Annotated in this window: 19 protein-coding genes; 1 reads left to right on the top strand and 18 read right to left on the bottom strand. The window is 36.3% G+C overall.

Going from position 1 to position 25,448, the window contains the following annotated elements; translation table 11 throughout:
* Positions 1 to 5: 5 nt before the first annotated feature.
* Complete coding sequence (locus I589_RS01510) at positions 6 to 437, bottom strand: GAF domain-containing protein (protein WP_010769905.1); 432 nt, start codon at positions 435 to 437, stop codon at positions 6 to 8.
* 100 nt (positions 438 to 537) lie between these two features.
* On the opposite strand from I589_RS01510, the gene I589_RS01505 reads away from it, so the two are divergent.
* Positions 538 to 2,028, top strand: coding sequence for an amino acid permease (locus I589_RS01505; RefSeq protein WP_010769906.1), 1,491 nt, complete (start codon positions 538 to 540; stop codon positions 2,026 to 2,028).
* A gap of 83 nt (positions 2,029 to 2,111) precedes the next feature.
* Here the strand turns inward: I589_RS01505 and I589_RS01500 are convergent, their stop codons facing one another.
* From I589_RS01500 to I589_RS01420, 17 genes are all read right to left on the bottom strand, one after another.
* A complete protein-coding gene (locus tag I589_RS01500) occupies positions 2,112 to 3,764 on the bottom strand; it encodes an ABC transporter substrate-binding protein (RefSeq protein ID WP_010769907.1) in 1,653 nt (550 codons plus the stop codon).
* A 26-nt stretch (positions 3,765 to 3,790) separates the two neighbouring features.
* Positions 3,791 to 4,690, bottom strand: coding sequence for a carbohydrate ABC transporter permease (locus I589_RS01495; protein WP_010769908.1), 900 nt, complete (start codon positions 4,688 to 4,690; stop codon positions 3,791 to 3,793).
* A gap of 20 nt (positions 4,691 to 4,710) precedes the next feature.
* Positions 4,711 to 5,667, bottom strand: a complete 957-nt coding sequence (locus tag I589_RS01490; RefSeq protein ID WP_010769909.1) for an ABC transporter permease — start codon at positions 5,665 to 5,667, stop codon at positions 4,711 to 4,713.
* Positions 5,668 to 5,850: 183 nt separating this feature from the next.
* A complete protein-coding gene (locus I589_RS01485; RefSeq protein WP_010769910.1) occupies positions 5,851 to 7,101 on the bottom strand; it encodes a hypothetical protein in 1,251 nt (416 codons plus the stop codon).
* Entirely contained in the window at positions 7,098 to 7,751 is a 654-nt protein-coding gene (locus I589_RS01480) for a DUF624 domain-containing protein (protein ID WP_010769911.1), read from the bottom strand. The genes I589_RS01485 and I589_RS01480 overlap by 4 nt, the downstream gene beginning before the upstream one ends.
* Positions 7,748 to 9,166, bottom strand: coding sequence for a response regulator transcription factor (locus I589_RS01475; protein WP_010769912.1), 1,419 nt, complete (start codon positions 9,164 to 9,166; stop codon positions 7,748 to 7,750). The genes I589_RS01480 and I589_RS01475 overlap by 4 nt, the downstream gene beginning before the upstream one ends.
* Positions 9,163 to 10,959, bottom strand: coding sequence for a sensor histidine kinase (locus tag I589_RS01470; protein WP_010769913.1), 1,797 nt, complete (start codon positions 10,957 to 10,959; stop codon positions 9,163 to 9,165). Before I589_RS01470 ends, I589_RS01475 begins: the two co-directional genes overlap by 4 nt.
* Positions 10,956 to 13,655, bottom strand: coding sequence for a glycoside hydrolase family 3 protein (locus I589_RS01465; RefSeq protein WP_010769914.1), 2,700 nt, complete (start codon positions 13,653 to 13,655; stop codon positions 10,956 to 10,958). The genes I589_RS01470 and I589_RS01465 overlap by 4 nt, the downstream gene beginning before the upstream one ends.
* Before the next feature lie 359 nt (positions 13,656 to 14,014).
* Positions 14,015 to 15,439 carry a 6-phospho-beta-glucosidase gene (locus I589_RS01460; protein ID WP_010769915.1) on the bottom strand — a complete coding sequence of 475 codons (1,425 nt, stop codon included), beginning with the start codon at positions 15,437 to 15,439 and terminating at the stop codon, positions 14,015 to 14,017.
* A 12-nt stretch (positions 15,440 to 15,451) separates the two neighbouring features.
* Positions 15,452 to 17,299: a beta-glucoside-specific PTS transporter subunit IIABC gene (locus I589_RS01455; protein WP_010769916.1), complete on the bottom strand. Its 1,848-nt coding sequence runs from the start codon at positions 17,297 to 17,299 to the stop codon at positions 15,452 to 15,454.
* A gap of 330 nt (positions 17,300 to 17,629) precedes the next feature.
* Entirely contained in the window at positions 17,630 to 18,520 is an 891-nt protein-coding gene (locus I589_RS01450; RefSeq protein WP_010769917.1) for a MurR/RpiR family transcriptional regulator, read from the bottom strand.
* 1 nt (position 18,521) lies between these two features.
* Positions 18,522 to 18,935: a MerR family transcriptional regulator gene (locus I589_RS01445; protein WP_010769918.1), complete on the bottom strand. Its 414-nt coding sequence runs from the start codon at positions 18,933 to 18,935 to the stop codon at positions 18,522 to 18,524.
* 41 nt (positions 18,936 to 18,976) lie between these two features.
* Positions 18,977 to 20,146: an MFS transporter gene (locus tag I589_RS01440; protein ID WP_010769919.1), complete on the bottom strand. Its 1,170-nt coding sequence runs from the start codon at positions 20,144 to 20,146 to the stop codon at positions 18,977 to 18,979.
* 594 nt (positions 20,147 to 20,740) lie between these two features.
* Positions 20,741 to 22,000, bottom strand: a complete 1,260-nt coding sequence (sstT, locus tag I589_RS01435; protein ID WP_010769920.1) for a serine/threonine transporter SstT — start codon at positions 21,998 to 22,000, stop codon at positions 20,741 to 20,743.
* Positions 22,001 to 22,242: 242 nt separating this feature from the next.
* Positions 22,243 to 23,412 carry an MFS transporter gene (locus I589_RS01430; protein WP_010769921.1) on the bottom strand — a complete coding sequence of 390 codons (1,170 nt, stop codon included), beginning with the start codon at positions 23,410 to 23,412 and terminating at the stop codon, positions 22,243 to 22,245.
* 268 nt (positions 23,413 to 23,680) lie between these two features.
* A complete protein-coding gene (locus I589_RS01425; RefSeq protein ID WP_010769922.1) occupies positions 23,681 to 24,319 on the bottom strand; it encodes a hypothetical protein in 639 nt (212 codons plus the stop codon).
* Positions 24,320 to 24,474: 155 nt separating this feature from the next.
* Complete coding sequence (locus I589_RS01420) at positions 24,475 to 25,233, bottom strand: class I SAM-dependent methyltransferase (RefSeq protein WP_010769923.1); 759 nt, start codon at positions 25,231 to 25,233, stop codon at positions 24,475 to 24,477.
* Positions 25,234 to 25,448: the final 215 nt, after the last annotated feature.

Below are 25,448 nucleotides of genomic sequence, written 5' to 3'. Positions count from 1 at the left end.
TCTCCTCACTCATTTCTTTGAATTAATGGAATTAATTCCCCCGTGGCTTGTGCTATTTCCAGCTCATTAAACACATCCCTATTATTGTCCCTATTTCCTGTAAGTAATACCCCAATGACTTCTCGCTTGTTCATTACAGGAACAGCATAGACGTTTACCAACTTTTCTGTTCGTGCAATCGGATATTCCATTCGTTTCTGTACATTGTTCAAAATATCGCAATCTTTTTGGGGTCTTGCTGTTTTCCATACAATTCCTGCCACGCCACGCCCAACTTGTAAACGAATCTTTTTGTAAGCAGCACTTTGATTTCCCGCCACATATAACCAATGAATTTCTTTTGGGGCATGTGGTGGTGCAACATTTCCAGCAAGCCCAACAAAATCAACATGCCAGTCTATTTGCTTTTTCTCTATCCAGCTTTGGATATCTCCCATTTTCACTACTCCAATTCCCTATATTCTTTCAATTATGATTGAACTTTGTTAGAAAACTCACTAATATGATACCATAACTTACTTGGAGGGACTTCATTTTATGTCTAAGAATCTATCCGTATCCTCATTAGTTTTAATTATTATCACAACCGTCTATTCATTTTCCAGTATGTCCACAGCCTTCTTCATGATGGGAATCAAATCCCTGCCATGGTTTTTAATCAGTGCTGGACTATACTTTATTCCATACGCATTGATTGTGGCGCAATATACAAAAAAATATGCCCAAAAATCTGGAACGATTTATGACTGGCTAAAGGATTCTCTTTCTCCTAAAGCTGCATTCATTACCGTCTTTTTATGGTATTGTAGCTATTTCACTTGGATGGTTAGCCTTTTTATGAAACTAACTATCCCTTTATCTATCTTGCTGTTTGGGGAAGATTTAACAAAAAAGGATACATGGTTTTTTCTACCAACAAATCTGTTTCTTGCTCTATGCTCAATTTTTCTTGTTTTTCTTATTCATTGGATGATTGCAAAAGGGTTTCAGACAATTGTGACGTTTTTAAAGATTAGCAGCTTTGCCATGATTGGCTTACTTTGTCTTTCCTTACTTAGCAATCTTACGCTCGTTTTCCATCATCTTGATCAATTTTGGCCAAATGTGCTAAAAAGCTTTCACGCGCCTAGTTTCTTTCAAGGAACGACCAATCATTTTACTTCGCAGCTTCCTTTTTTCATTTTTTCTATCACGGCATTCGGTGGCTTAGACACGGTAGCAAGTCTGTCTGACCGAACAAAAAATAGTCAAAAAAGGTATCCAAAAGCACTCATTATAAGTGCTGGAGTGATTGTCCTCCTTTATTGCTTTGGCATCCTTCTTTGGAGTGGTGGCAATGACTTGGTCACGTTAAGAGAAGCAAAACAGGTTCATTTAGGAAATTTAATGTATAGCTTAATGGGAAATCTTGCTACAGATTTAGCACAAACGTTACAGCTCTCCTCTAATGTTAGTGAATTATTACAGCAAGTCTATACTCGTTACACCGCATTTACGTTGGCACTTGCTTATTTGGGCTTACTTTCCTCTATCAGTTATGGTCCTTTAAAAAGCCTTTTGAAGGGAACCCCTAAGGAAATTTGGCCCACAAAACTGTTATGCAGCAATAAAGAAAAAATGCCAATTAATGCACTAATACTACAAGCAATCAGCGTTGCTCTGTTTATTTTAGCTCTCTCCACACAGAACCAGTTTTTAGGCGACTTGTTTAATCAGCTTACCTATATGACAAATGTGTCTCGTGCCATTCCTTATTTTCTTGTTGCGATGAGCTTTCCCTTCTTTTTAAAAAAGAAGCTTATCTCTCGGCAGGAATTGTTTATTCAAAGTAGAAACCTAAATATTCTCCTATCCTTTAGCGTCTGTCTCTGTGTTTTTATTGCGATTGGCTTTCAGATTTACGAACCCTTAATGCTTGGAAACTATACGAACCTCTTCACCCTTATTATGGGTCCAGCCTTCTTTGGTAGCTTTGCCTACACACTTTATTTACGGTTTGAACGAAAAATGTTGACGGATGCGCTTTAATTACAGACTCTATTTTGTGAGAAAAAAACACTTCTTGTTCATTCGTTGAACGAGAAGTGTTTTTATGCTCTGCGAGATTTTTTTTATTTGTTAGACCACAATTCAATTCGATCTTGCACTAATCCAGTCATTTCTTTATTTGCTTTTTCGATATCCATCTCTTCTAATTTTGTTTGCATTGCTTTCCATTTCGTATCAAACTCGGATGGCTTAGCTAAAATAATATCCGTAATTGCTTGTGTGACATAATCGTCCGCACGTTGCTGCAATACTGATAAATCACTACTAGAAGGAATGGCAATTTCATAGGCTCTTCCATGTGAGGGAATCTCAGAATCTTCTGGATTAGGAAAGAAATCTACCCATAACTCTTTGTCATAATTTGATAATACTTCTTTTTCTGCATCCGTATAAGAATCTACAATCAATTCTCTTGAAGCAGAACGAGAAATTGGATTTCCAGTAGAATCAACGGCACCATTTCCTAGTTGCGGGAATGGCCACACATATTGACCAACACCTGTTTTCAGTGTGTATTGTGGATCTGTTTGCGCTTGATCAAGGTCTGTAGCAACACGTTTACCATCTTTGATTTCATAATTGATTCCTTCAAGCCCCCAGTTCAACAAAATTTGTGCTTCTTCAGAGGCCATCCAATCTAAAAATTCAAACGCTCTATCTTGGTGTTTCGTTGTTGAAGAAATTGAAACACCTGTCGTTCCAGTAAAACCATAGTTTCTCGTACTTGGTGAGAGAATATCACTATTTAGGGTAACTGGAAGAGGTGCATACGTACGCCAGTCTTTCCCCTCTCCTTTTAATGAAGCTACGGCATCAGAAATATCCCAATCTTGGTCAGCTACTGATAAAACACGCCCTGAAGACAGTTTAGCAATATAGGTGTCGTATTTTTGTGTAAAGGATTCCGGATCAATCAGTCCTTCATCGTTGATTTTATTTAACCATTTAAAATATTCCTTTACTTTTTCATCTTGGAATTTATAGATTGTTTCACCTGTTTTATCATCGACAATCCATTGCCCATCATCTTGATATCCTGCTGCAAACCCAGAAGGATTTCCTACTGTAATCAACCAACGCCAGTCGCTTCCTAATAGAGAAAGTCCTAGTGTTTCTTGTCCATCAATTTCTGGATATTTTTCTTTATAATCTTTTAAAGCTTGTTCAAATTCTTCTAATGTATTAATTTCTGGATATCCTAACTCTTTTAATACATCTAATTGAATTTGGAAGGTACCACTCGTCACGTTCGTCACATTTTCCACACCCGCAGTCCCTACATGATAAATTTGAGGATCACTTAAGCTATTTTTCAATCGGCTAAGATTCTCACCATACATTTTTTTCAAGTTATCGCCTTTTTCTTCAATCATATCATCTAAAGCCACAACTGCTCCTGCATCAATCAACTTACCTAAATCACCTTTTCCAAAAATAATATCTGGATAGTCGCCACTAGCAATCATTAATGGAACAGCCTGCGTATCGCCACCAACAGGATGAGAGATTTCAAGTTTTACGCCTGTTTGTTTCGTAATCTCTTTAGCTACAGGATTTTCAAACTTATCGTCCTCAGCTAAGTCTGCATTGAAGAAAGTCAAAGTAGTGACTTTATCCTTATCTGCTTTTTCATCTCCTCCATTTCCTGATGAACAAGCTGTCAACAACGCTGCTGCAATAAATAAACTACTCACTAACATTTTTTTATATTTCATTTTTTTCCTCCTAAAATTTATAAAACTCAATTTTTTACTGCCCCTAAAGTTAAACCTGAAACAAAATATTTTTGTAAAAATGGATAAACTGCAAGAATTGGTACTGTCGCAATAATCGTAATTGCCATTTTTAACGATTCTGGCGTAGTTTTATTCGTTTGGTTCATCTGTTCTAGTGCTACATTATTCACTGCACCCGCATTTTGAGAGGAGGCATTATCTAAAATTTTCATTAACTCGTATTGTAAGGTTGTTAAACTAGTATTACTTCGCGCATAAAGATACGTATCAAACCAACTATTCCATTGCCCAACTGCGATAAATAAAGCAACGGTTGCAATAGCAGGGACACATAATGGCATAATAATTTTTGAAAAAATGACAAAATCATTCGCTCCGTCCATTTTTGCTGATTCCTCCAACGCATCTGGCAACCCATCAATAAACGAGCGAATTACAATGACATTGAATGCACTCAATAATCCAGGAATAATATACACTGCAAAATGATTGATCAATCCAAGATTTCGGATAAGGATATAACCTGGAATCAGCCCACCACTAACATACATAGTTAAAACAAGCATAGTAGACACCTGTTTTCGGAAGATAAAATCTCTTCTACTTAATACGTAGGCCATGATACAAGTACAAAAGACGCCCAAAACAGTACCTACTACAGTTCGTAAGACAGAGTTAATAAACGCTCGCAACAGTTGATCATTGTTAGAAAAAATATCCTTGTAGTTAATCAATGTAAATTTTCTTGGCAAAATGTGTAGACCACCCTTAGCTGTATCAACTGCATCATTTAATGAAATCGCTAGAACATTCAAGAATGGGTAGAGCGTCACAATCACTACAAAAATCATTAACACAGCAATTCCATAATCAAGAGGCGTAAATTTATTTAAGTTTTTTTTCATTTTTTCCACCTGTATGCCTCCTACATAATCTGGCCTTCGCCGGTTTTCTTTGCAATAGAGTTAAATGTAAAGATAAGAATAATACTTACCACTGATTTGAAAATACCAATCGCAGTCCCGTATGAGTATCGGAACATCCCTATTCCATAATCTAACGCATACTTGTCTAACACAAGAGCCTTGCTTGCGACTATATTATTTCCTAATAACATCTGCTTTTCAAAACCAATATTAATCAAATTCCCAATACTCATAATCAATAAAATCATAATAATTGGTCGTATTGAAGGCAAAGTGATATGTAGCATCTGCTTTAGTCGGCTTGCACCATCAATTTGTGCTGCTTCATACATTTCTCGATCAATACTAACCATGGCTGCCAAATATATAATGGCATTCCAGCCCATCTCTTTCCAGACATCAGAGAGGGTTACAATATACCAAAACTTTTCTGGTGAACTCATGAACTGAATGGGCGAATCAATCAAGTGAAAATTCATTAATAGCTGGTTGACAATTCCTGTAGAAGACAAAGTCGTCGTCACGATATTGGCTACAATCACCCATGAAACAAAGTGAGGAAGATAAGAAACTGTTTGAGTAAATTTTTTAAACTTAGTAAACCGCATTTCATTTAGTAATAAGGCAAAAATGATGGAACTCAACGTGCCAAATACGATTCCTAAACCACCCATACCTAATGTATTTTTCAATGATTGGTAAAACAAATCATCTTTGAATAAATCAAAAAAATGCTTCAAACCAACAAATTCAGAGCCAAATACGCCTAATGCCGGTTTGTAATCCTGAAAAGCCATAATCCAACCAGCTAATGGTACGTAACAAAAGACCAATAACCAAATAACTAATGGCGTCACCATTAGAATAAGAATCTTTTGATCGTTTACTTTTCTCCAAAACTTTTTTTTGCGAATTTTCCCTAATTGAGCTTTTGTCTGCCCTACGCTTTCTTCCATTTTCGCACCTCCACTTTTTGTATCCGTTTACAAATACAATTATAGAAGGAGTTCTATTTTTTCAATACGCAAAAACTTAGTCATGATTGTGATAAAAAATAGTCTTTCATTAAAATTAAAAGCTTGTTGTTTCTATATTCATGAAAAAGAAAAGCAGGTTGCAGCTGATTTTCTGTAGCGATTCTACTTACTAAGCTCCTGCAGTGCTCGCTCCATTTCAAGTAATCGCTCTTTTTCCATCACAAAATCAATCTGATCGTTTTCTGATACCGCAACAAGTGCCTCATCTTCGACAAGTGGAAAATAAGACAGCTCTCGTGTCAGCTCTTGTCCTTCAGAAAGAAAGGTATAGGATAGTTGTCCAAAAGGTGTTTTCGCTATCTCCTGCTGTGCATATTCTTCACTTCCCGACAGCACACCACAATACTGATACGCTTTTCTAAAAAGAGCCTCATCGATTAATTTTTGATTCACTTTAAATTCAGAAGTTAGACTCTTTTGATCCTCTGCAAGTGCATGTTGTCCTGTAATTACATATTGATTTTCTCCCACATCAATCGTTAATTTAGTTAATGCATCTGCCGGGATTAGCGCTGAAAAAGGATCAATCCACTCCATAGGTGCCTGGTAAAGCTGGTTGGCTTGATAAGCAGATAGTCGATAAAATTCGTCTCCCATGTTAAGAAAATAGACTGCCTCTTTTTGATAAAGTTGAATTCGTTGTGTTTGTTTTTCCTTATCTGTTAGCTGAAGGGTTGTCACTAGACTTGTTGTTTCAGGGGTCTCAGATGTTGTCTCAATAAGGAGCTGACCTAATATTTGAGTTATACTTTGCAACTGGTCGTATCGAACAGAGTAACTTTGATGATAGTAGTCATTCATATACCAGCCACTTACAAAAGGAGCTTGCTCGATTTTTGACAAAGAGGTTTCTCTTGAAAGGGTAAATTCGTTCTCATCACTTTGAAAATGTACCCTTGATAAATTCTCTACATCTGCCACTTCATAGGTAACCTCTGTAAAAAATAAGGGGTCATACTTGCTAAGTACATTAGGTGGTTGCTCAACAAGAAAGGCTTGGTTTTTTTCTAAAAAATAATAGTGCTCGTTTTCTTTAACAAATTGAATCTTTTTTCCGTCTGATTTCAGTGTAAATAATGTTTCTGCCTCTTTAGGTGGCTCTACTTTTTCCCCTGTCACCGTCTCCAGAGAATCAAAAAAAGTGACCATAAATGGTAAGCAGTTTGTTTCTTTATACCAAAGTCCATCTTTCTGCCTCAAAGCAATCGTGGCATCCTTTGTCTCAATTTCAATCGTTTGATTCTGACTAACTCCTTGTAGGTTTCCTGTTTCAACTTTTGATACTGGCTCTTTTTGGCCACATCCACCTAAAAAAAGAATGCATACGAAACAGATTCCTATGATTTTTTTCATGAGGTAAACTCCTTTTCTAAACGAATTAACATTGGGGTTAGATAATACATCATGGCATATGCAACAATGGAAAAGCCCATTAAAAAAGCAATACCTGGTTGTATATAGCTAAGTGCTATGAAACCCACCATTGCAGAAATAGCAAAAAAGAGTTCTTTAAATGAATGAAAACAACAATACAACCCCATTTTAACTAATGTTTTTCCGCCTACTTCAAAACGTCCTAACACAACATTTCCTACCAAATACATCATGACACAAAAAAAGAACAGCAAGCTGATTATGCCAAATAACAAAAGATTTTGTCGCTCAATCATGTAAAATAAATCAATAAAAAGAATGGTGAAAATTGTCAAATACAACCACCACTGAAAAAATGATAACCAAAAATTTTGACGATAACTTCGCCAAAAATCTTTTATAGGAAAATAACTTTTTTCACGTATCCATTTACCTGCAACAAATAGAATGGCAACAAGACTTGGCCCTGTAAAAATCAGGGCTAGATAATAAAAGAAGATGGCCTCCAGTGAAAATGGAAGTAACAGCATCACAAACCACAGCGGTAGATTAGCGAGTAAAAAATTTAAATTTAATAAAAATGTATCTGAAACTACGCTTACTAGCTGATAAATATTTTTACTATTCATTCTGTATTCATCCTCCTATATTCATTTGGTGAGCTCTTATACCGCGTTTTAAATTTCTTATGGAAATAATTTACATTGTTGTAGCCAGTTTTTTCTGCTATCTCATAGACCATTAAATTTGTCTGTTCTAATAATTCTTTCGCCTTTTTCATTCGATAATTCTCTAAATAAGAGAGGTAGGTTTCTCCACAAATCCGTTTAAACTTTTTCCCTAAGTATGCGCTATCGTAACTAAATTTTTCAGAAATAGACTTTAATGTTAATTCTTCACCATAATGTTCCTTTGTATAATTTTTTATTTCACAAATGATATCCGTTTTACTTATATTTTTAATCATCTTGCTTCTAACCTGTTGATAGTAGTCAGCGACTCGATTCATAACGGAAGAAAAGCTCTCTAAGGTTTCCAGTAGTTGGTAAATATGTGTGCCATCATATTCAAACGATCCCCCTGTTTCATTAGTAAGAATCTCCAGCACCAGGGAAATATCATGCACAACACGCCACTTAAGTTCGGTTGCTTCAGTGATTGGCTGTAGCAAAAAGTTGTCTTGATAAGCTTGCCACACAAACGACCAGTCCTTTTGATTCATTAAAGACTGCGCAAGTAAGTGATGAATCGATTCCGTATGTTTTAAGCCTTTTATGAGTTCTGCTACCTCCTTTTTACTTAAATATTGATGTGGATAAAAGAAGCTCTGCTTTTCAAGAGACTTCACTTCATTTACTACATTTGCCAAATTTTGATTGCTTGTTTGCCACGAAGAATCTAAGATTACTGTCTGACTTTTTTTTAGTGTTTCTACCATTATTTTTTCAAACTCCACAAGCTGCCTAAATTCTTTTTGCTCCTCTCTTAAGAGAACTAAGTAATACCTTCCTCCGTGTCCGATAGAAATCGTTGGAAATAAATGAATGTGCTGAGCAATTTCATCTCTTATTTCTTTTTTTGTAAAGCTCAACAGCCGAATTAACCCTGTTGTAGACAGCCCTTTTTCGTCATTTCCAAATAACTTATTGATTAGTTGTGTATTCGTATCTTTCTCTTCTTTTTCATGAATTTTTTTCAACATACGAATCAGTTCCTCTTCATCTATTGGTTTTAACAAATAAGAAACTGATCCTAACTGAATCGCTTTTTGCGCATATTCAAATTCTGAATAACCAGAAAGAATAATTGATTGAAACTGATACCCCAGTGCTTTGGCTTTTTGAATCATTTCTAAGCCGTCCATCTCTGGCATTCGAATATCGCTGATGATTAAGTCTGGCTGAATCAATTTAATTTTCTTTAGTCCTTCCTCACCATCAGAAGCAATCGCTTGAATTTTATACCCTAATGCTTCCCAATCAATTAGATAGGAAAGCCCCTCTCGAATAGCGGGTTCATCATCTACCAACAGTACCTTTTTCATAACAACTCCCCCTTAACTTTTGGAAAGAAAATCGTCACTGTCGTTCCCTTGTGCTCAATACTTTTTATGGTGATACCATAGTTTTCTCCATAAAAACGTTTAATTCGTTGATTTACATTATTTAATCCAATACGATTACCCATCGTATCTTTTTCTAATAACTCCTGAATGGTTTTTAGTAGCTCACCAGGTATGCCTATTCCATTGTCCATCACATCAATAGAAATAGTATCTGCTTCTTCTCGCACATGAATAAGAAGATTGCCTGCTTTGGCTTGTCGCTCAATGCCATGAATAAACGCATTTTCCACAATTGGCTGGATAATTAACGGCAAGACCTGATAGTCCGTCGTTTGTATATCTCTCAGAATTTGAAATTGAACTTTTTCTCCAAAACGAATTTGCTGAATTCGTAAATACAAGCGAACAAATTCTAACTCTTCTTCCAAATAAATCATTCGAGATTGATTACTTTCCAATGAACGTCGTAAAAGTTTACTTAGTATTTTCACACTTTCAGCTACTTCTAAGTCCTGATTTTTCACTGCTTTCATTCGAATCATTTCCAGCGTGTTATAAAGAAAATGCGGATTAATTTGGCTAGCGAGCAATTTAAATTCAGATTCTTTTTGTTGCAGCTGCCAGTTTTTTTCTTGCATTTCATGTGCATAGCGTTCTTCTAACAGTTCGCTTAAACTCCCCATCGTTTCATAGAGCTGCGCGTAAATTTGGGTAATCTCATCGCTTCCTTTTATTTCAGGAGCAATCGTAAAATCACCCTTAGCTACTTTTTCCATAGCAGAGCTTAATAGATTAATACGTTGATTAAATATCTTTGTAAATATCCAAATCAATAGAAATACAACAAATAAAATACCACCCATCAAGAAATAACTTCGCATCATCACATTATTCACTTCGGTTAAAATCTCTTCTTGATTCATCATCGTCACTAGCATAAACGTATTTAGATTAGAGCGGTTGACTTGAAGAGGTTCTTGATAAAAATGGGCCCCTGTTTGCTTGTCTTCAGATTCAGAGAATCCCTCTTCTTTTTTCCCTTCAGAGAACATTCTTTGAATTGTTTTTTCATTCTCTGAAAAATAACTATTCTCTTGAGTAAACACAGTCGTCTTGTCTAACAGTAATTGATTATCAACAGTTGCAGAATCGGTAATATCTTCAAGTAATAAATCGTCCACATATAAACAAAGCACACCTAAAAATGTATTCTCACTGTTCCAGACAGAGCGAACAAGTGTTAGGTACTCTTTTTGCGTAATCGGATCAATTAATGTCCGCCATTGCACTTTTCCTCGTGTTTCGATAGCCTCTTGATACCAAGCTTTCTTTTTTGTGGCTTCATCTGTCAAAAGAAAGTTAGAATTTGAGAGAAGCGTTGGATTATCTACAAAAAAACGAATATTTGATATATTTTTGTAGTAGCGCAACGCAATCTCAAAAAAATGATAATTTTCATATTGTTCAACAACTTCTTGTATGGAGTGATACTCTTTCAAAACTACCTCAGGTAATACTGTATCTTGATAAATCCAATCAGAGATGAGGACAACTGAGTTCAAATTATCCTCAACATTTTTCTTCAACCGATCCATCTCGATTAAGACATCTTTTTCTTTTGATTGAACAATTTCAGCTCGAATTGTATGGGTTAAATAGATTCCTGTCGCAATGAGTGGTAATAAAACGAGCGAAAAAATGAAGAAAAGCCGCTTTTTAATAGTCACTGGAGATACAACACTATCAATTTTTTTCTTCCAGCTTTTTTTCATACGCTTGTTTTAGACGTACATTTCACAACGCCTTCAATAAGCACTGGACTACTTGATTCAATGAAAACCTTCGTTAGTTTTGGCGGTGTTTCAAAACAAATCCTCTGTTCCCCTGGCACTACCTCATAACTTTTTTCATTTATTTGAATGGTACCTACTCTATCGGCTACCACTGTAATCATGTAACTTGATTCCTCAAATAATGTATTTTGATAGCTTAACCACCCGTTTGATTCCAATTGAATGACACGTTGTTTTTCTTCGTTCACGATTATTTGTGCCTGATTATAGGCATCAAAGCTAAAAATATTTAAGTTGTCAGATACTATTCGAACACGCTCAGACTGTGTAGGTAGAACAAATTGTCCACACAGCTCTGCCTCTGAAGAAAACCCACAAAACAGTTCTAGATTCCCACTAGGTAGCTGAAACCTTTCTGTTCGTACATCAAAATAACTGAACGCCTCCAATGGAATTCTGATAGAAACTCTCTTTTCTTCTTGTGGACATAAATGAACTTTATCAAACCAAACCAGCTTTTTAGGCATAGGCAAGTCAAATTCAGTCACTTGTCCATAGAGCTGTAGGGTATCCACTGAAGGTTTATCTGATTGATTTTTCAACGTAACAACCATGGTCACTTCTTCTTGACGCCATCGACATTCTTGAACTGTCGCAGTCATATTGCCATAGGTTAGTCCATAGCCAAATGGATATAACACTGGCTGACGATAATAATGATACGTACGTGGAAATTGAATATAATCATAATTAGTAATAGCAGGTAAGAAACTTATATCACTAAACCATGTTTGAGCAAGTTTGCCACTAGGTTGCTCTGTACCATAAAGAATCTCTGCCATCGCCTCTCCTAATTCCTGTGAACCGTGAGCAGTAAATAAAATTGCTGGAATATGCTCATTTGCCCATGAAAGATCAAACGGATAACTGCCAACAATAATCAGCACCACATGCGGATTTACTTCGTAAACCTGCTTTAGCAATTCTAATTGTCGATGGGGAAGTGATATAGAGGGTCTATCTTGTGTTTCACGACCATTAATCATTGGATGATTCCCTAAGACAACTACTGCCACATTAGATGTTTTCGCAAGAGTAACTGCTTCTTCAATACCTGAATGTTCTTGAATAAATGTGATATTCGCTGATTGCTGATTTGCTTGAATAAACCCATCTTTCACGCCGATTTCTTCCTCTGCCCACGTCTTAGCCTGTCCGATATAGCTATTCTCTTGAACTTGTTCTTTTTCACTGTTGATCTTCCATGCTTCTTTTACAAACCAATCATATATTTCTGTTTGATGGAGTTGATAACGTCCTGTCCCATCTTCTGTTAGGTAGCGTCCACTTTTTTCATCAACAAGCACTAGCTGGTCATCTGCCCATTCTTCAACACGAAATTCTTGCTTTTCACCAAGTGTCAAAAAGTTATCTGTCACATTGACAAACTGTTGATTCATTTTTATACTCACTCGGTCATGACTGTCACAGCTCCCTTTCCACTTGTCTTCAGAAAGAACATTCTTTAAACTGGTTGCGATCGTCTTTTGATAAGGTCCATGCCCTGCGTACCAATCCCTCACTGCAACATCTGCAAGAGGTCCAACTACAGAAATACTTGCTGTTTGTTTAAGCGGTAAAAGATTTCCTACATTTTTCAAAAGAACCACTTGTTCAAGTGTTGCTTTTTTTGCAATCGCTGCATGCTTTGTCCCAGCTAACAAGTTTCTGTCTACTTGGTCATAGGGATTATCCTCCGTGAAATGCCCCAGTCGCGCACGAACGCGCAAACAGTTTTCAACAGCTGTGTTAATCTCTTTTTCTGTTAATAACCCTTTAGAAAGAGCTTCTTTAGCAGCTGTTTCTACCAGCTCTTTGTCATCGACTAAACAATCTACCCCATGCTTTATTGCATCAGCTATAGCCTGCGCGTAAGTTTCATAATAATGATATGTATCTACATTTAGCGTCAAAGCTCCTCCATCACTCACTACAAAACCGTCCATCTTCCAACGATCCTTGACAATTTCTTGTACCTCAGGCGCCTGCATACAAGGAATTCCATTCACGCCGTTATAAGCCGTCATCATCGACTGTGCATTAGCTTCAGTAAATGCAGTTTCAAATGCTTTGACATAATATTCTTCCTGTGCACGAAGTGGAATAAAATTTGACGTAGACTCCCGACCAATCTCATTATTATTTCCAAAAAAATGTTTTGGTGCTGCGGCCATTTGAAGATGTTCAGGATTGTCTCCTTGCATTCCTAAAATCACTTCTTTACTTAAACGGTTCGTCAGATACGGGTCTTCCCCATAAGCCTCTTCATTTCTTCCCCATCGTGGATCTCTCAGCATATCAATCGTTGGTGCCCATAACGTCAGCCAGCTTCTCTTTCCTGAATCTAAATACTTAATACGCGCTTCTGTTCCAATCACTTTCCCTACCTCTTTTAAAAGTCTAGGATTCCACGTTTGAGCTAATCCTATTGGTAACGGAAAAGCAGTCGTTTTTCCACCTTCACGATCCACCACGCCATGGGCTGCTTCTCCTCCCACTTGATAGGCAGAAATTCCCAGCCTAGGGACGGCAGATTGTGTCGTCGATAGTAAGCTAATCTTTTCATCAATTGTCAATTGTTCTACTAAACGCTTTGCTACTTCACTTGCTTTCATAAGACTCCTCTTTTCAACAATTATTGTTTGCGCTTTCATTATTATTCTAATAGTTTTCCAGAAATTACTGCAGAGTATAAATTAGTGAGAAATACAGTACAAATTAGCTTTCTTTTGAAATGATGTTTTACACCGATTTTCTGACAGCTAATATCTGGTTTTTCTATAAGAAATAAGTAGATTACATTCTTTGAAGAATACATCGCTATAAACTAAATCGGTTGAGGAGGAAATTGCTCTACTAGAAAGCCTATCAAAAAAATTTTCAGTACTTGTAAAAAACATATGCCCTATAACATTCAAAAAAGCTAGGAAATCTATTTTCAGATTCCCTAGCTTTTTTCATTGCGAGCGACCTTTTACAACGTCTCCCCATTCGAAGCAATGACTTTTTTATACCAATGAAATGATTTTTTCCTTGTACGATTCAGTGTTCCTTTTCCTTCATCGTCCCGATCAACATAGATAAACCCATACCGCTTACTCATCTGCCCCGTACTGGCAGCAACTAAATCAATACAGCCCCATGTTGTATAGCCTAGTAAGTCCACTCCATCAATTTCCACAGCATCTTTGAAGGCTTGAATATGCTGTTTTAAGTAATCAATACGGTAGTCATCTTCTACATAACCATTTTCATCCGGTCTATCCACAGCTCCTAACCCATTTTCAACAATAAAGAGTGGTTTTTGATAACGATCGTAGAGCTGATTTAATGAATTTCTTAATCCTAACGGGTCAATTTGCCAGCCCCATTCAGTTGAAGGCAAATAGTCATTTTTTATTGAAGGAAACAAATTCCCCGTGGCTTGTGCATAATCTTCAGGGCGACTGCTGACCGTTCGTGAACAATAATAAGAAAAGGTGACAAAATCTACAGGGGATGCAGCAAGAATCTCTTCATCCTCTGCCTCCATTTGTATCGTTAATCCTTCTCGCTGAAATTTTTTTAAGGCATAATTTGGATACTTTCCTCTAGCTTGCACATCGATAAAAAAGTATCCTTCTCGATCACGATTAATTGCTTCTTGATAATCTTCCGGTTTACAAGTGTAAGGATAATGACTGCCACCTGCCAACATACAACCTATCTTATTTTCAGGATTTATTTCGTGGGCAACCTTAGTAACCAAGGCACTGGCGACTAATTGATGATGGGCTGCCTGATATTGGATCTCTTCTTTATTATCTCCTTCTTGAAAGACAATTCCCCCACCTACAAAAGGTTGATGAAGTAAAACATTAATCTCGTTAATTGTAAGCCAATAAGTTACGTAGTCTTTAAATTCTTGAAGAACAGTGCTTGCATAACGAACATAGAAATCGACTAATCGACGATTTTTCCAGCCCCCGTATTCTTTTATTAAATGAACAGGCACATCAAAGTGGGCAATCGTCACCAATGGTTGAATATTATGTTTTTTAAGTTCTTGAAAGATTGCTTCATAAAAAGCTAAACCTTCTTTATTTGGTTTTTCATCATTTCCATTTGGAAAAATTCTAGACCATGACAAGGACATTCGATAAACTTTAAAGCCCATCTCTGCAAACATTTCAATATCTTCCACATAGCGATGGTACATATCAATGGCTTCTTTGGCTGGATAATAATAGTCTTCTTGCCAGTCCAACATTTCTAATTCTCCGGCAGCCACCTTCCTTCTATCTGGACCTATCGGAAGAAGATCAATAGTAGATAATCCTCTTCCTCCCTCAAGTACGCCACCTTCTGATTGATTTGCAGCGGTTGCGCCACCCCATAAAAAATCTTTTCTTAATCCCATAGTGAACCGCTCCTAAACATTAATTGCTAATACTGCTTCATTTTTTTGAATCATTCCTTGTGTGATTGTTTCAATTTCTGAATATTGTACTGAGTTCGTTACCACAACTGGAACTTGTGTTGAATAGCCCGCAGCTTGAATATTCTCAATATCAAAAGTAAGTAATAATTGTCCTTTTTCTATTTTATCTCCTGTTTCAACAAAGGTATCAAAATATTGTCCTTTCAACTCGACCGTGTTCAACCCAATATGAATTAAGAGCTCAATCCCAGTCGTCGAAACAAGTCCAATGGCATGCTTCGTTGGAAAAACAGCAACCACTTCCCCGTCAAAAGGTGCATAGACTTCTCCAACAGATGGCTCAACTGCAAAACCCTTTCCTAAAGCACCCGAAGCAAATGCTTCATCCTCTACTTGACTCAAAGGAAAAACATTTCCAGGAATAGGACTGCTCAACTGACTATTTTCCAAAATTACTGCTTTCATGTCAGGTAGTTCTTCTACTTCTTTTTCATATTTAAAACTTAATATATAGGTAATTACGGCTGTCACTGCTGCTGAAATAAGTAACGAAATAATGATGTTCCAGAAAAAGCGCATCGTGTCATCACCTATATAAAGCAACACAGCTGGTAATCCTGAAGAACCAGTCGCAAAACGATGTGTATTCGTTAATCCTGCATACAATCCTCCTGATGCCCCACCTATCATCGCTGCAATCAATGGATATTTTTTAGGTAAATTCACCCCATAAAGCGTAGGCTCTGTAATTCCCATGTATGCAGTAATCGACCCTGAAATCGCTACTTGCTTCAGCTTTTCATCTTTTGTCCGAATCGCTACGACTGCAGAAGCCGTTGCTTGCGCAATATTTGAAACCAATGCACCTGGTCCAAAAATACTATCATAGCCAAGTTCTGCCATTTGCATCACGCCAAGAGGTGCTACACCATTGTGCAATCCAAACATTACCATGACCGGAAGTAATCCACCAATCAGAACAGCTGGTACCCAGCTTGCATTCACACTTAAGAAAGTAAAGAACGTTGCTAAGTAGCCACCTAAAATAGACCCTAATGGACCTAAAATTGAAAATGCAAGTGTTCCCATAACTAAAAATGTAAGCATTGGAACAAATACTAATTCAACAGATTTTGGGATAACTTTTCCAAAAAATTTTTCTACATATGACTGACAAAAAACAATCAGCAAAATAGGAATCACAGAACCTGTATAAGTGGCCAACGTGAAAGGAACTACGCCAAAGAAGTTGACTGGCTCTCCTTCAGTGACCAAAGCCGTCCAGTTGGGATGCATCATCATCGCTGCAACTGAAACAGCAAGTATGGGATTACTTCTTAGTTTTTGTGCAACTGTAAATGCCAAAATCATTGGCAGAAAGAAAAAGACGCCATCTGCAAAAAGATTCAACATATAATAGGTTTGTGAGTCTGTTGTAACGATATTAAATACGACTAATAATGCAAGCACAGCTTTTACCATTCCCGCACCTGATAATGCTGGAATCACCGGTTGGAATACCCCTGATACAAAATCAATACTAGCTGATAATGGTCCTTTTTTATCTGACTCACCAGAAGTTCCTTGAATATCAATATTTTTTTCAATCTCCTCAAATACATCCTTTACGTGAGTTCCAACAACCACTTGATGCACACCCGCATTGTTGATATATTTTGTCACACCCTCTAATTCCTCTAGCTTTTCTTTATCAAGCTTTGCTTCATCAGATAACTTGAAACGTAAGCGTGTTTGACAATGATACGCATCGATTATATTCTCTTTTCCACCTAGCTTGGCAACAATCTCTTTAGCTAGCTGTTCATATTTTTTACTCATGTTTATCACTCCTGTACTCATTTTATCTATTAATAAGCCGACGTCTCTTGCCTGTAACTTACCATGGTCAGATAGCGGTTCCAACCCTTTTTGATAAACATGAAATATATTCCATCTTACTTTTTATTCTTCGAGTTTTTATAAAATTTATTTCACGATTTCTATAAAATATCTATCGTTATTTCCATTAGTCTAGTAGAATAAAAAACAAGTGCGAGACATAACTAAAAAATTATGTGCTGTACTTGTTCACTCTTCATAAATGTTTGAAACAGATGTAATATCACTTCTTTATAGATAAATTCTTTCCAAACAAGTATTGGTTTATTTTTAAAATTCCTCTGAGATGTCTTTAAATGTTGTTTGTCTTTCTGCTTCTAATCGGCGAGAATTTTCAATTTTCACTTGCATATTTTCTTCATAATTCAAAGAAAATACCTTGGCGTACAAAATATTTAAAATAAATTGAATTGATTCCTCTGTAGAAAAATTGGCAATCTTTGAATAAAGTTTTTCACGGCTAGCAATATTTAAAATGACGGTGGAATAATCTCTTAAATAGTTTTCTCCACCACTAGTAATGCTAATGATGGGTACATTTCTACTCATCAAAAATTTCACATTTTTCATCGGATAAGTATCTGAGTTATTCCCCGAATATGAAATAATAATCCCACAATCTTTTTCAGTCAACGTGTTAGAAATTAACCCTGATTCATTGCTATCTGCTACGAATGCCTTTTTATGAATGGTGTTAAGATTTCGCTTAAATGACTCGCCAAAATAAGAATTTGGACTTCTTCCATAAACTATGACTGACTCTGCATGATTGATTAGAAGTGCCGCTTTGTTGATATCAGACACAGACATCAAGGAAGTTGTTTCTTTGATTGTTTGGATGCGTAATTTGGCAATGTTTTCAATAATCTCTAGCGTATCAGCTTGATTGTCAAAAGGAATATTACTATCCACCTCAAAATGATTCGCATCAAATTGCGCCACCTCATGTGTGAATGCATACATGAACTCCTTCCAGCCAGAATATTCAAAGTATTTTGCAAAACGAACTAAGGTCGGCTTAGACGTGTGTGTAAGATTCGCGATATCCTCCATTGTGTACTCTGTTAATTTCTCTCTATTTGCTAAAATAAATTCCCCAATCGTGCGGCGTGCATCATATTGTTTGAACACGGCTTCTTCAATCCTCTGAAAAAGATACACCTTACTTCACTCCCTCTATCTGACGATTGAATAATTCCTCACCACTACCATTCTTAGTGGATTGATGTATTTTTACTTCATAATTTTTTATCTTATCATTTAATCTTGCGACCGTTTCAGTTAGTTGACGTTGTTTTTCTACTAATTTTTCATATTCATCTACCAAAATATCTTTACGTGCTTCCAAACTGCTGTCACCCTTTGAATAGAGCGTCATGTATTTAGATAATGCTCCTATCGACAAGCCAGAATTTCTCATACATTTGACAAACTCAATCCAATTTAAATCCTCCACAGAATAATCTCTGATTCCGGACTTCTTTCTCTTTACTGGCGGAATTAATCCTTGTTGTTCATAATACCTTAATGTTGCTGGAGTCACTTCATAAAGAGCAGCTGCTTTTGAAATATTCATCCTTTTCCTCCTACAGTATTCTTGGACTTACATACTATTTCTCACGTTATCTTTATAAATCGATTCGTTGCTAAGCTAAACAAGCCAATCCCGAATAAGGTAATTCCTATAATTGTCATCTGATTTCCTGCGCTTGTTTGTCCACTAAAATAAGAGATTACTTGAGAAGCATAGGGAGCCATAGTGGCACCTAAATTATAAGCCACCAATACAACGGTCGTTCCAAATTTTGCCGCATCCTGCCCCCCACTTGTAAATGTATGCATAAAATAAGGCATAATATTACGAAAGAAAAAACCTAAAGCAAATGAACAAATCAGACTAAAAATCAAGGAGGTTGATTGGCTACTCAAATAAATACTCGCTCCTGCCATACATGCAGCGATAGGCAGTAACCACTGATTAAGCCACTTGAACGTAAAACCAAATAAATTTCCTGCAATAAATGCCCCTGTAGCAATCGCTGCAATCATATTGCTCCCTGCAGTTGCATCGCCAATCTCCTGCTCAATTAATAAAGGCGTAATTTGCAAATTATAATTTATAAATAATAAAACAATCCAAAATAATACTGAGCCTAAAAGAAGAATCTTTCTCTTTTTTTCCTTGGACATCTTCACTGAAAGCTCAGATACTTCTTCTTTTTGTTGGCTTGCTTTTTGTGGGATGAAAAGGGCAATACAGATAAATCCAATCAGGGCGACACCATAAACAAGAAACGAACGCTCCCAACTAATTCTTACCAGCTGCCCTACACCAACCGTCATAAAAATACCACCGAGCCCTTCAAAGGCACTCTCTAATCCTAGCGCTTTTGCTTTTTTGTCATTCTCTGTTTGATACAACTGGCTAATCATCTGGATCATTAAACGATTAAACAAGCCAATTCCTAAACCTAACAAGCATCGTGAAGCAAAAAGTACCCAAAAATGTCCTTGATACCATGCAGGTAAGGTTCCAAATATAGAAACCATAGCCAAGCCTACCAGAATCGTATTTTTTGCGCCTAGCTTTTTTTCAACGACATTGGTTAAAAAAATACCTATGACTAAAAATAAGGATGGAATCGTCGTCAAAAGCCCCACATAAACTGGATTAATTTCTGAATAATCAGCCATAATCGCTGGAATGTTTGCCGAAATTGCTGGTGCAGAATTAACAATTAAAGCAACAGATAATAAAGCCATTAATTTCATTGAAAAAAATTTCATCGTATCCTCCCCTAGTAAAAACAAAAGTATCTCATTGCTTCTCTTAAATGCAACATAGTTCCTATGGTAAATTTTAGAAAAATAGAATCATGCTAATCTTCTGTTTCACTATTTCTCATCTATTAGAAACAATCAAAAAAAGAAGGATTCCTCTCACGTCTTTTGATTAGAAGAGCTAACTCTTCACTTGACTCACTAAACGCATAATCCTTCTCCCTTATAAAGTGTCCCTTCGTATAGCTTATATAATACGTTCCACTTAAATCGTCGTCCAATACTCCTCCTGTTGAACTGCTATGCTCTTTAAGCATGGCACAAAAACCAGTGGAGCTAACAAGTCACTCCACTGGTTCCATTCATCAATCGATCATAGAACTTGCTAAATTTTTGATTGTCTTTGAATTAAGAGGTAAAATAGATTTTTTTTAATCTAAGGTTGTACTTAGTTTTATCTCTTCTCTATCTAATTCAAAATCAAAGACTTAAGGTTGAATCACTTTTTTTGTTGAGGATTTATGAATCACACTTCCTCTATTGATTTCATTCAACAAAAAAACGAATCAGCTTTTTCAACAATCAGCCGACTCGTCTTTCTTAATTTTCCTTGTTTGTAATAGCCATCTTCACTCGCTGATTAACATCTACAGGAGTTCCAGCTTTTTTCAAATCATAAAATTCCGCCACAGCAGTAAAGAGCAAATCACTTGCTGAGTTAACCGCCGTTTCAACTGAATCTTGAATAACCCCAATCACAAAGCCTACTCCAACTACCTGCATCGCAATATCATTTGAAATATTGAATAAACTGCAAGCTAGTGGGATTAACAGCAAACTTCCCCCAGCAATTCCTGATACTCCAGTTGCTGAAATAGCAGATAACAGACATAGTAAAAAGGCAAGTGTAAAGGGAATCTCCATTCCAAGTGTGTGTGCTGTAGAAAGTGTCATGATAGAAATCGTAATTGCCGCGCCTCCACTGTTAGCTGTTGCTCCTAAAGGAATAGAAATAGCGTACGATTCTTTATTTAGTCCTAGCTTCTCAGATAATTCCATATTAATTGGAATATTCACCGCAGAACTTCGAGTAAAGAATGCTGGAATCCCGCTTTCTTTCATCGTATAAATCGTTAATGGAAACGGATTTTGACGGATAAGAACAAACACCATTAACGGGTATACAACAAAAGAGACCACTAACATTGTCCCTACAACTAACAAAATAATTTTACTATACTCGGCTAATCCTTTAACGCCAACTTCAGCAACTGAATTAAATACCAACCCAACGATACCAAATGGCGCAAAGCGGATAATGATTTGGACCACTTTAGAAATCGCCCCTGAGAAATCACTCACCACTTTTTTTGTACTCTCACTAAAGCTTCTTAAGCTAAAACCAATTAAGCTTGCCCAAAATAAAATAGCTAAGTACTCCCCATCCATCAACGCGCGAATCGGATTGGACACTGCATTGGTTAAAATGCCTGTCAGAATTTCGCTTAAATTATCTGGTGCCTCCTGTCCTGTAAACGCATCTGGCAAGACCAGCTTCACAGGAAATAAGTAACAGGCAACCACTGCTGCAAAAGCTGCCACCAGTGTAGCCAGAATGTAGAGAACAAACACCGTCTTCATATGGGTCTTTGTTCCTTTCTTATGTTTAGAAAGAGATTCGATAATTAAAAAGAAAACCAACAATGGCGCAATTGCCTTTAATGCCCCTATAAATAAGTCTCCTAAAACACCTATCGCTGTCCATGTCGGAACAAGCATACCCAAAATAATACCTAAAACAATCCAAAAAATAATCTGCTGAATCAATGAAAACCGATTCCATACCCCTACAACATTCATATGTACTCCTCACCATTTTTTAATCATTCTAATTTTCAGAAAATTATACCAAATTTCTGAAAAGAATTCAAATAACAATCAAATCCTTTCAAATTAATGAAATTACTGCTCCAATATTTTATCAAACTGATTATGCCATGAAAAAAAGAGCAAAACATAACTAAAACTAGTCACATTCTACTCTCTTAAAATACGAAGAAAAATTAAAAGAAAAACAGTTTTGTCTCTTCATGAACAATAGCTTATCTGTTCACTACTTGCTTACTTTTCCTATTCAAAAACAGGGATAAAAATCCTGTTCCTAAAAGAATTGCTGCTGAAACATAGTACGGGAAGAAATGATTAATATCAAACAGAGAACCTGCTGCCATTGGGCCTAAGATATTCCCAAAACTTGTAAAGGTTGAATTTAACCCATTGATTGTTCCTTGTTGGTCTCCTGCATGTTTGGATAAGTAGGTTGTCACAGCAGGTCTGAATAAATCAAATGCTAAGAAGACCACAAAGGTTGCAAACACAACTACTAAATTACTATTTGTAAAGGCAATAACCGCAATAAAGATGGCACTTGCAAAAAAGGTCAATTGAATCAGACCAATCTCACCAATTTTCCGTACAATTGCATCGAAGAAAAACAACTGACAGATAAGTGCCAAAACACCACTGACTGTAATAACCATCGCAATTTCACCCGTTGTAAATGCGAAGTTAATGGTTGCCATGATACTATAAATAGATTCAAACGCCTGCAGTCCAAAGGAAGAAATTAAAATAATTATAAACAGTGAGGTAAACATTGGGTTTTTAAGAATATCCATAAATGAACCCTTTTTTTGTTCCATCGCCGCTTGAATTCGTTTTTCAGGTTCCTTCAATACAGTCAACGTTAAGATAAAACCAACGAATGCTAAAATAGATGCTACATAAAAAGGGGCACGTATCCCCATATAGGCAATAAAACCACCAACTCCTGGTCCAATGATAAATCCACCACTAATAGCTGCTGATACCATTCCCATTGCTTTTGGTCGTTCGGTAATAGTAGTCATATCTGCAACAAAAGCTGTCACTGAAGGCATAATCAAGGCTGCCGCTATTCCCCCCAACCCTCGAGAAATATAAAAGCCACTTTTTGCTTGTGCTAGCCCAAAAAGCAATTCTGATAAAGAAAAAATAATCATTCCTGTTGCAATCATTTTTTTTCGACCGATTTTATCTGATAAAACACCCGCGATAGGCGATGTAATTAACTGTGCTATAGCAAAAATAGAAATCATCATTCCCATCGTTGTCCCAGAAAAATTCATTTCCTCTTTCAACTGTGGAATAACGGGAATCACTAATCCCACACCTAAAAATACTAAAAATAAGTTAGAAATTGCTAAATACATCATACTGTTTTTATTTTTCATGATTTCCTCCCCCATTAAAAAACAGCCATTAAAAATGGCCATTTATTTTTTCATTTATCTATTTGTTTTGACACACGTATTTTAGAACGACAAAAAAGCCTCTGTTCTTTATTCTATAATAATTACAGAAATTTATCACTCTTTTTTGCTTACTTTTCCCATGAGAATTTGCTCATAATTTTGCATTAAGTATTTACTTTAACTTCAAAAAAAAACAATTTACATATGTGGACAAGAAATAGAGGGAATTTTTCCCTTCTAACTTCTTCTATCTAATCATCGTCATGTAGGCATTATACAGGCCTTTGATTTTTTCAATACACAGCCCATAATATTTACGTATTTCAGGATTTTTAGAAACCAGTAAATAACTTTCAATCGTTAAAATTTCTTCTAAATTTTTTACTTTAGGATAATTCGTTTCTTTTTCTGACAGCTTATCCAGATAAACTTTTAAAATCCTGAGATACAAGCCTTCCGCCTCTCGTATTTCGCATTTCTTTTGGAGGGTTCTGTAGTAGCTACTGAGATCTCTAGCAAAATATTCCCCATGACGTTCCTCATTTTCATAGGCATAATAGTGACCAAATGGCGTGTTCCACTTCATTTTTTCAATACTCGACAAGTCTAAGGAGAACTTGTGGGCAGTCTCTTCTTTTCCATCACTCACAGAATAAAGACTTGTTACATACTCTATCGGCATCGTTGTTAGATACTCAAATACTTCTTTATTTAGCCTTTCATACTCAATATGTGAGGAAGAATACCAATAAATATAGTTATTATCCAAACGCCCAACAATACGAAGCTCCCCATCAAATTGAAGATAACATTCAATCGTTCGTTTTGATTTATTCAATCCATAAGAAGGGATTCTTTGATTTTCTACGGTCACCAAATTATTCATTTTTATTCACCTGCTCTTTTCTCATCTCATAGTACAATTCATTTGAGGCACCATTCTTTTTCACGTCACCATTCTTTTTCCATTTGAATATGTTTTTGTAAAAACACACCTGAAAAGTGAGTATTAACCCACTTAACAGGTGCTTCTATTATTACTTATTTTTTTGCCACGACAATAAACCGATGTTCTCTATTTTCTATATAGCCTTTTCTTTTTAACTCTTCTTCTACTGCAAGTAACTCATCAAAATTCTTCTCGACTGAAAAATCAGGAAATTCCCAGGGAATCGTCTTCACGTAATAGATAAGCGCATCCATTGTATAAAATTTTTGTACAGGATAGCATTCATTGGCATAAATAATTGTGAAACCCTTTTGCTTCAACTCTTTAACGACAGTTGATAAATGTAACGGAAACGACAATTTTTGAAACCCAGGAATAAGCTTTGACGAGAGCTGAATTCCATTTAAATCTCCAACCTGCTGAGTAATGAAATAGCCATCTGGCTTTAAGACACGTGCAACTTCTTCAATTGAAAATGATTCATGGGAGTTGCTAACGAGATCAAACGAACAATCAGAAAAATTTAACTGATCATTTTTTTCAACAAATTGTACATCTACGCCCTGAGGCTTTAACGTCTTCAATAATAACTGATAATTAGGCGCCCAGCCTTCTGTCACTGCCGTCTTTTCTTTCGGATGATGAAAAGAGTTTAGCAGCTCGCCTCCACCGGTTCCCATGTCTAAAAGCTGACAGTCATTTGTTAAATGCTCATGGATGAATGTCTCATAGCACCAAGGCGTCTCTTCCATATAATAGTTGCCATCAAGATAAGAAAAATCCCATCCTTGAAAACTTTTTTGATTTTCTTCGCTCTTTTTCCAGCTGTTTAATTTTTCTTTATTGTCCATTTCTATATCTCCTCATTCATAATTTGAATAAAAACGATATAGCCAATTGATAGGAAAAATTAGTTATCCTCGATACAGTGCCTATCAAAATCAGCTATATCGAGGAGTTACCTCGGAGTAAATTCATCATTCATGCGTCCTTTCTGAATATAAAAGGGGTGTTATTTCTCTAAGACACCTTCTTCTACAGTATAATATAAACAAACAAAAACAAA

The sequence above is a fragment of the Enterococcus phoeniculicola ATCC BAA-412 genome (assembly GCF_000407505.1).
Lineage (GTDB): Bacteria > Bacillota > Bacilli > Lactobacillales > Enterococcaceae > Enterococcus_K > Enterococcus_K phoeniculicola.
The sequence above is the reverse complement of the archived record's forward strand: the minus strand, read 5'-3'. Positions and strand labels throughout refer to the sequence as shown.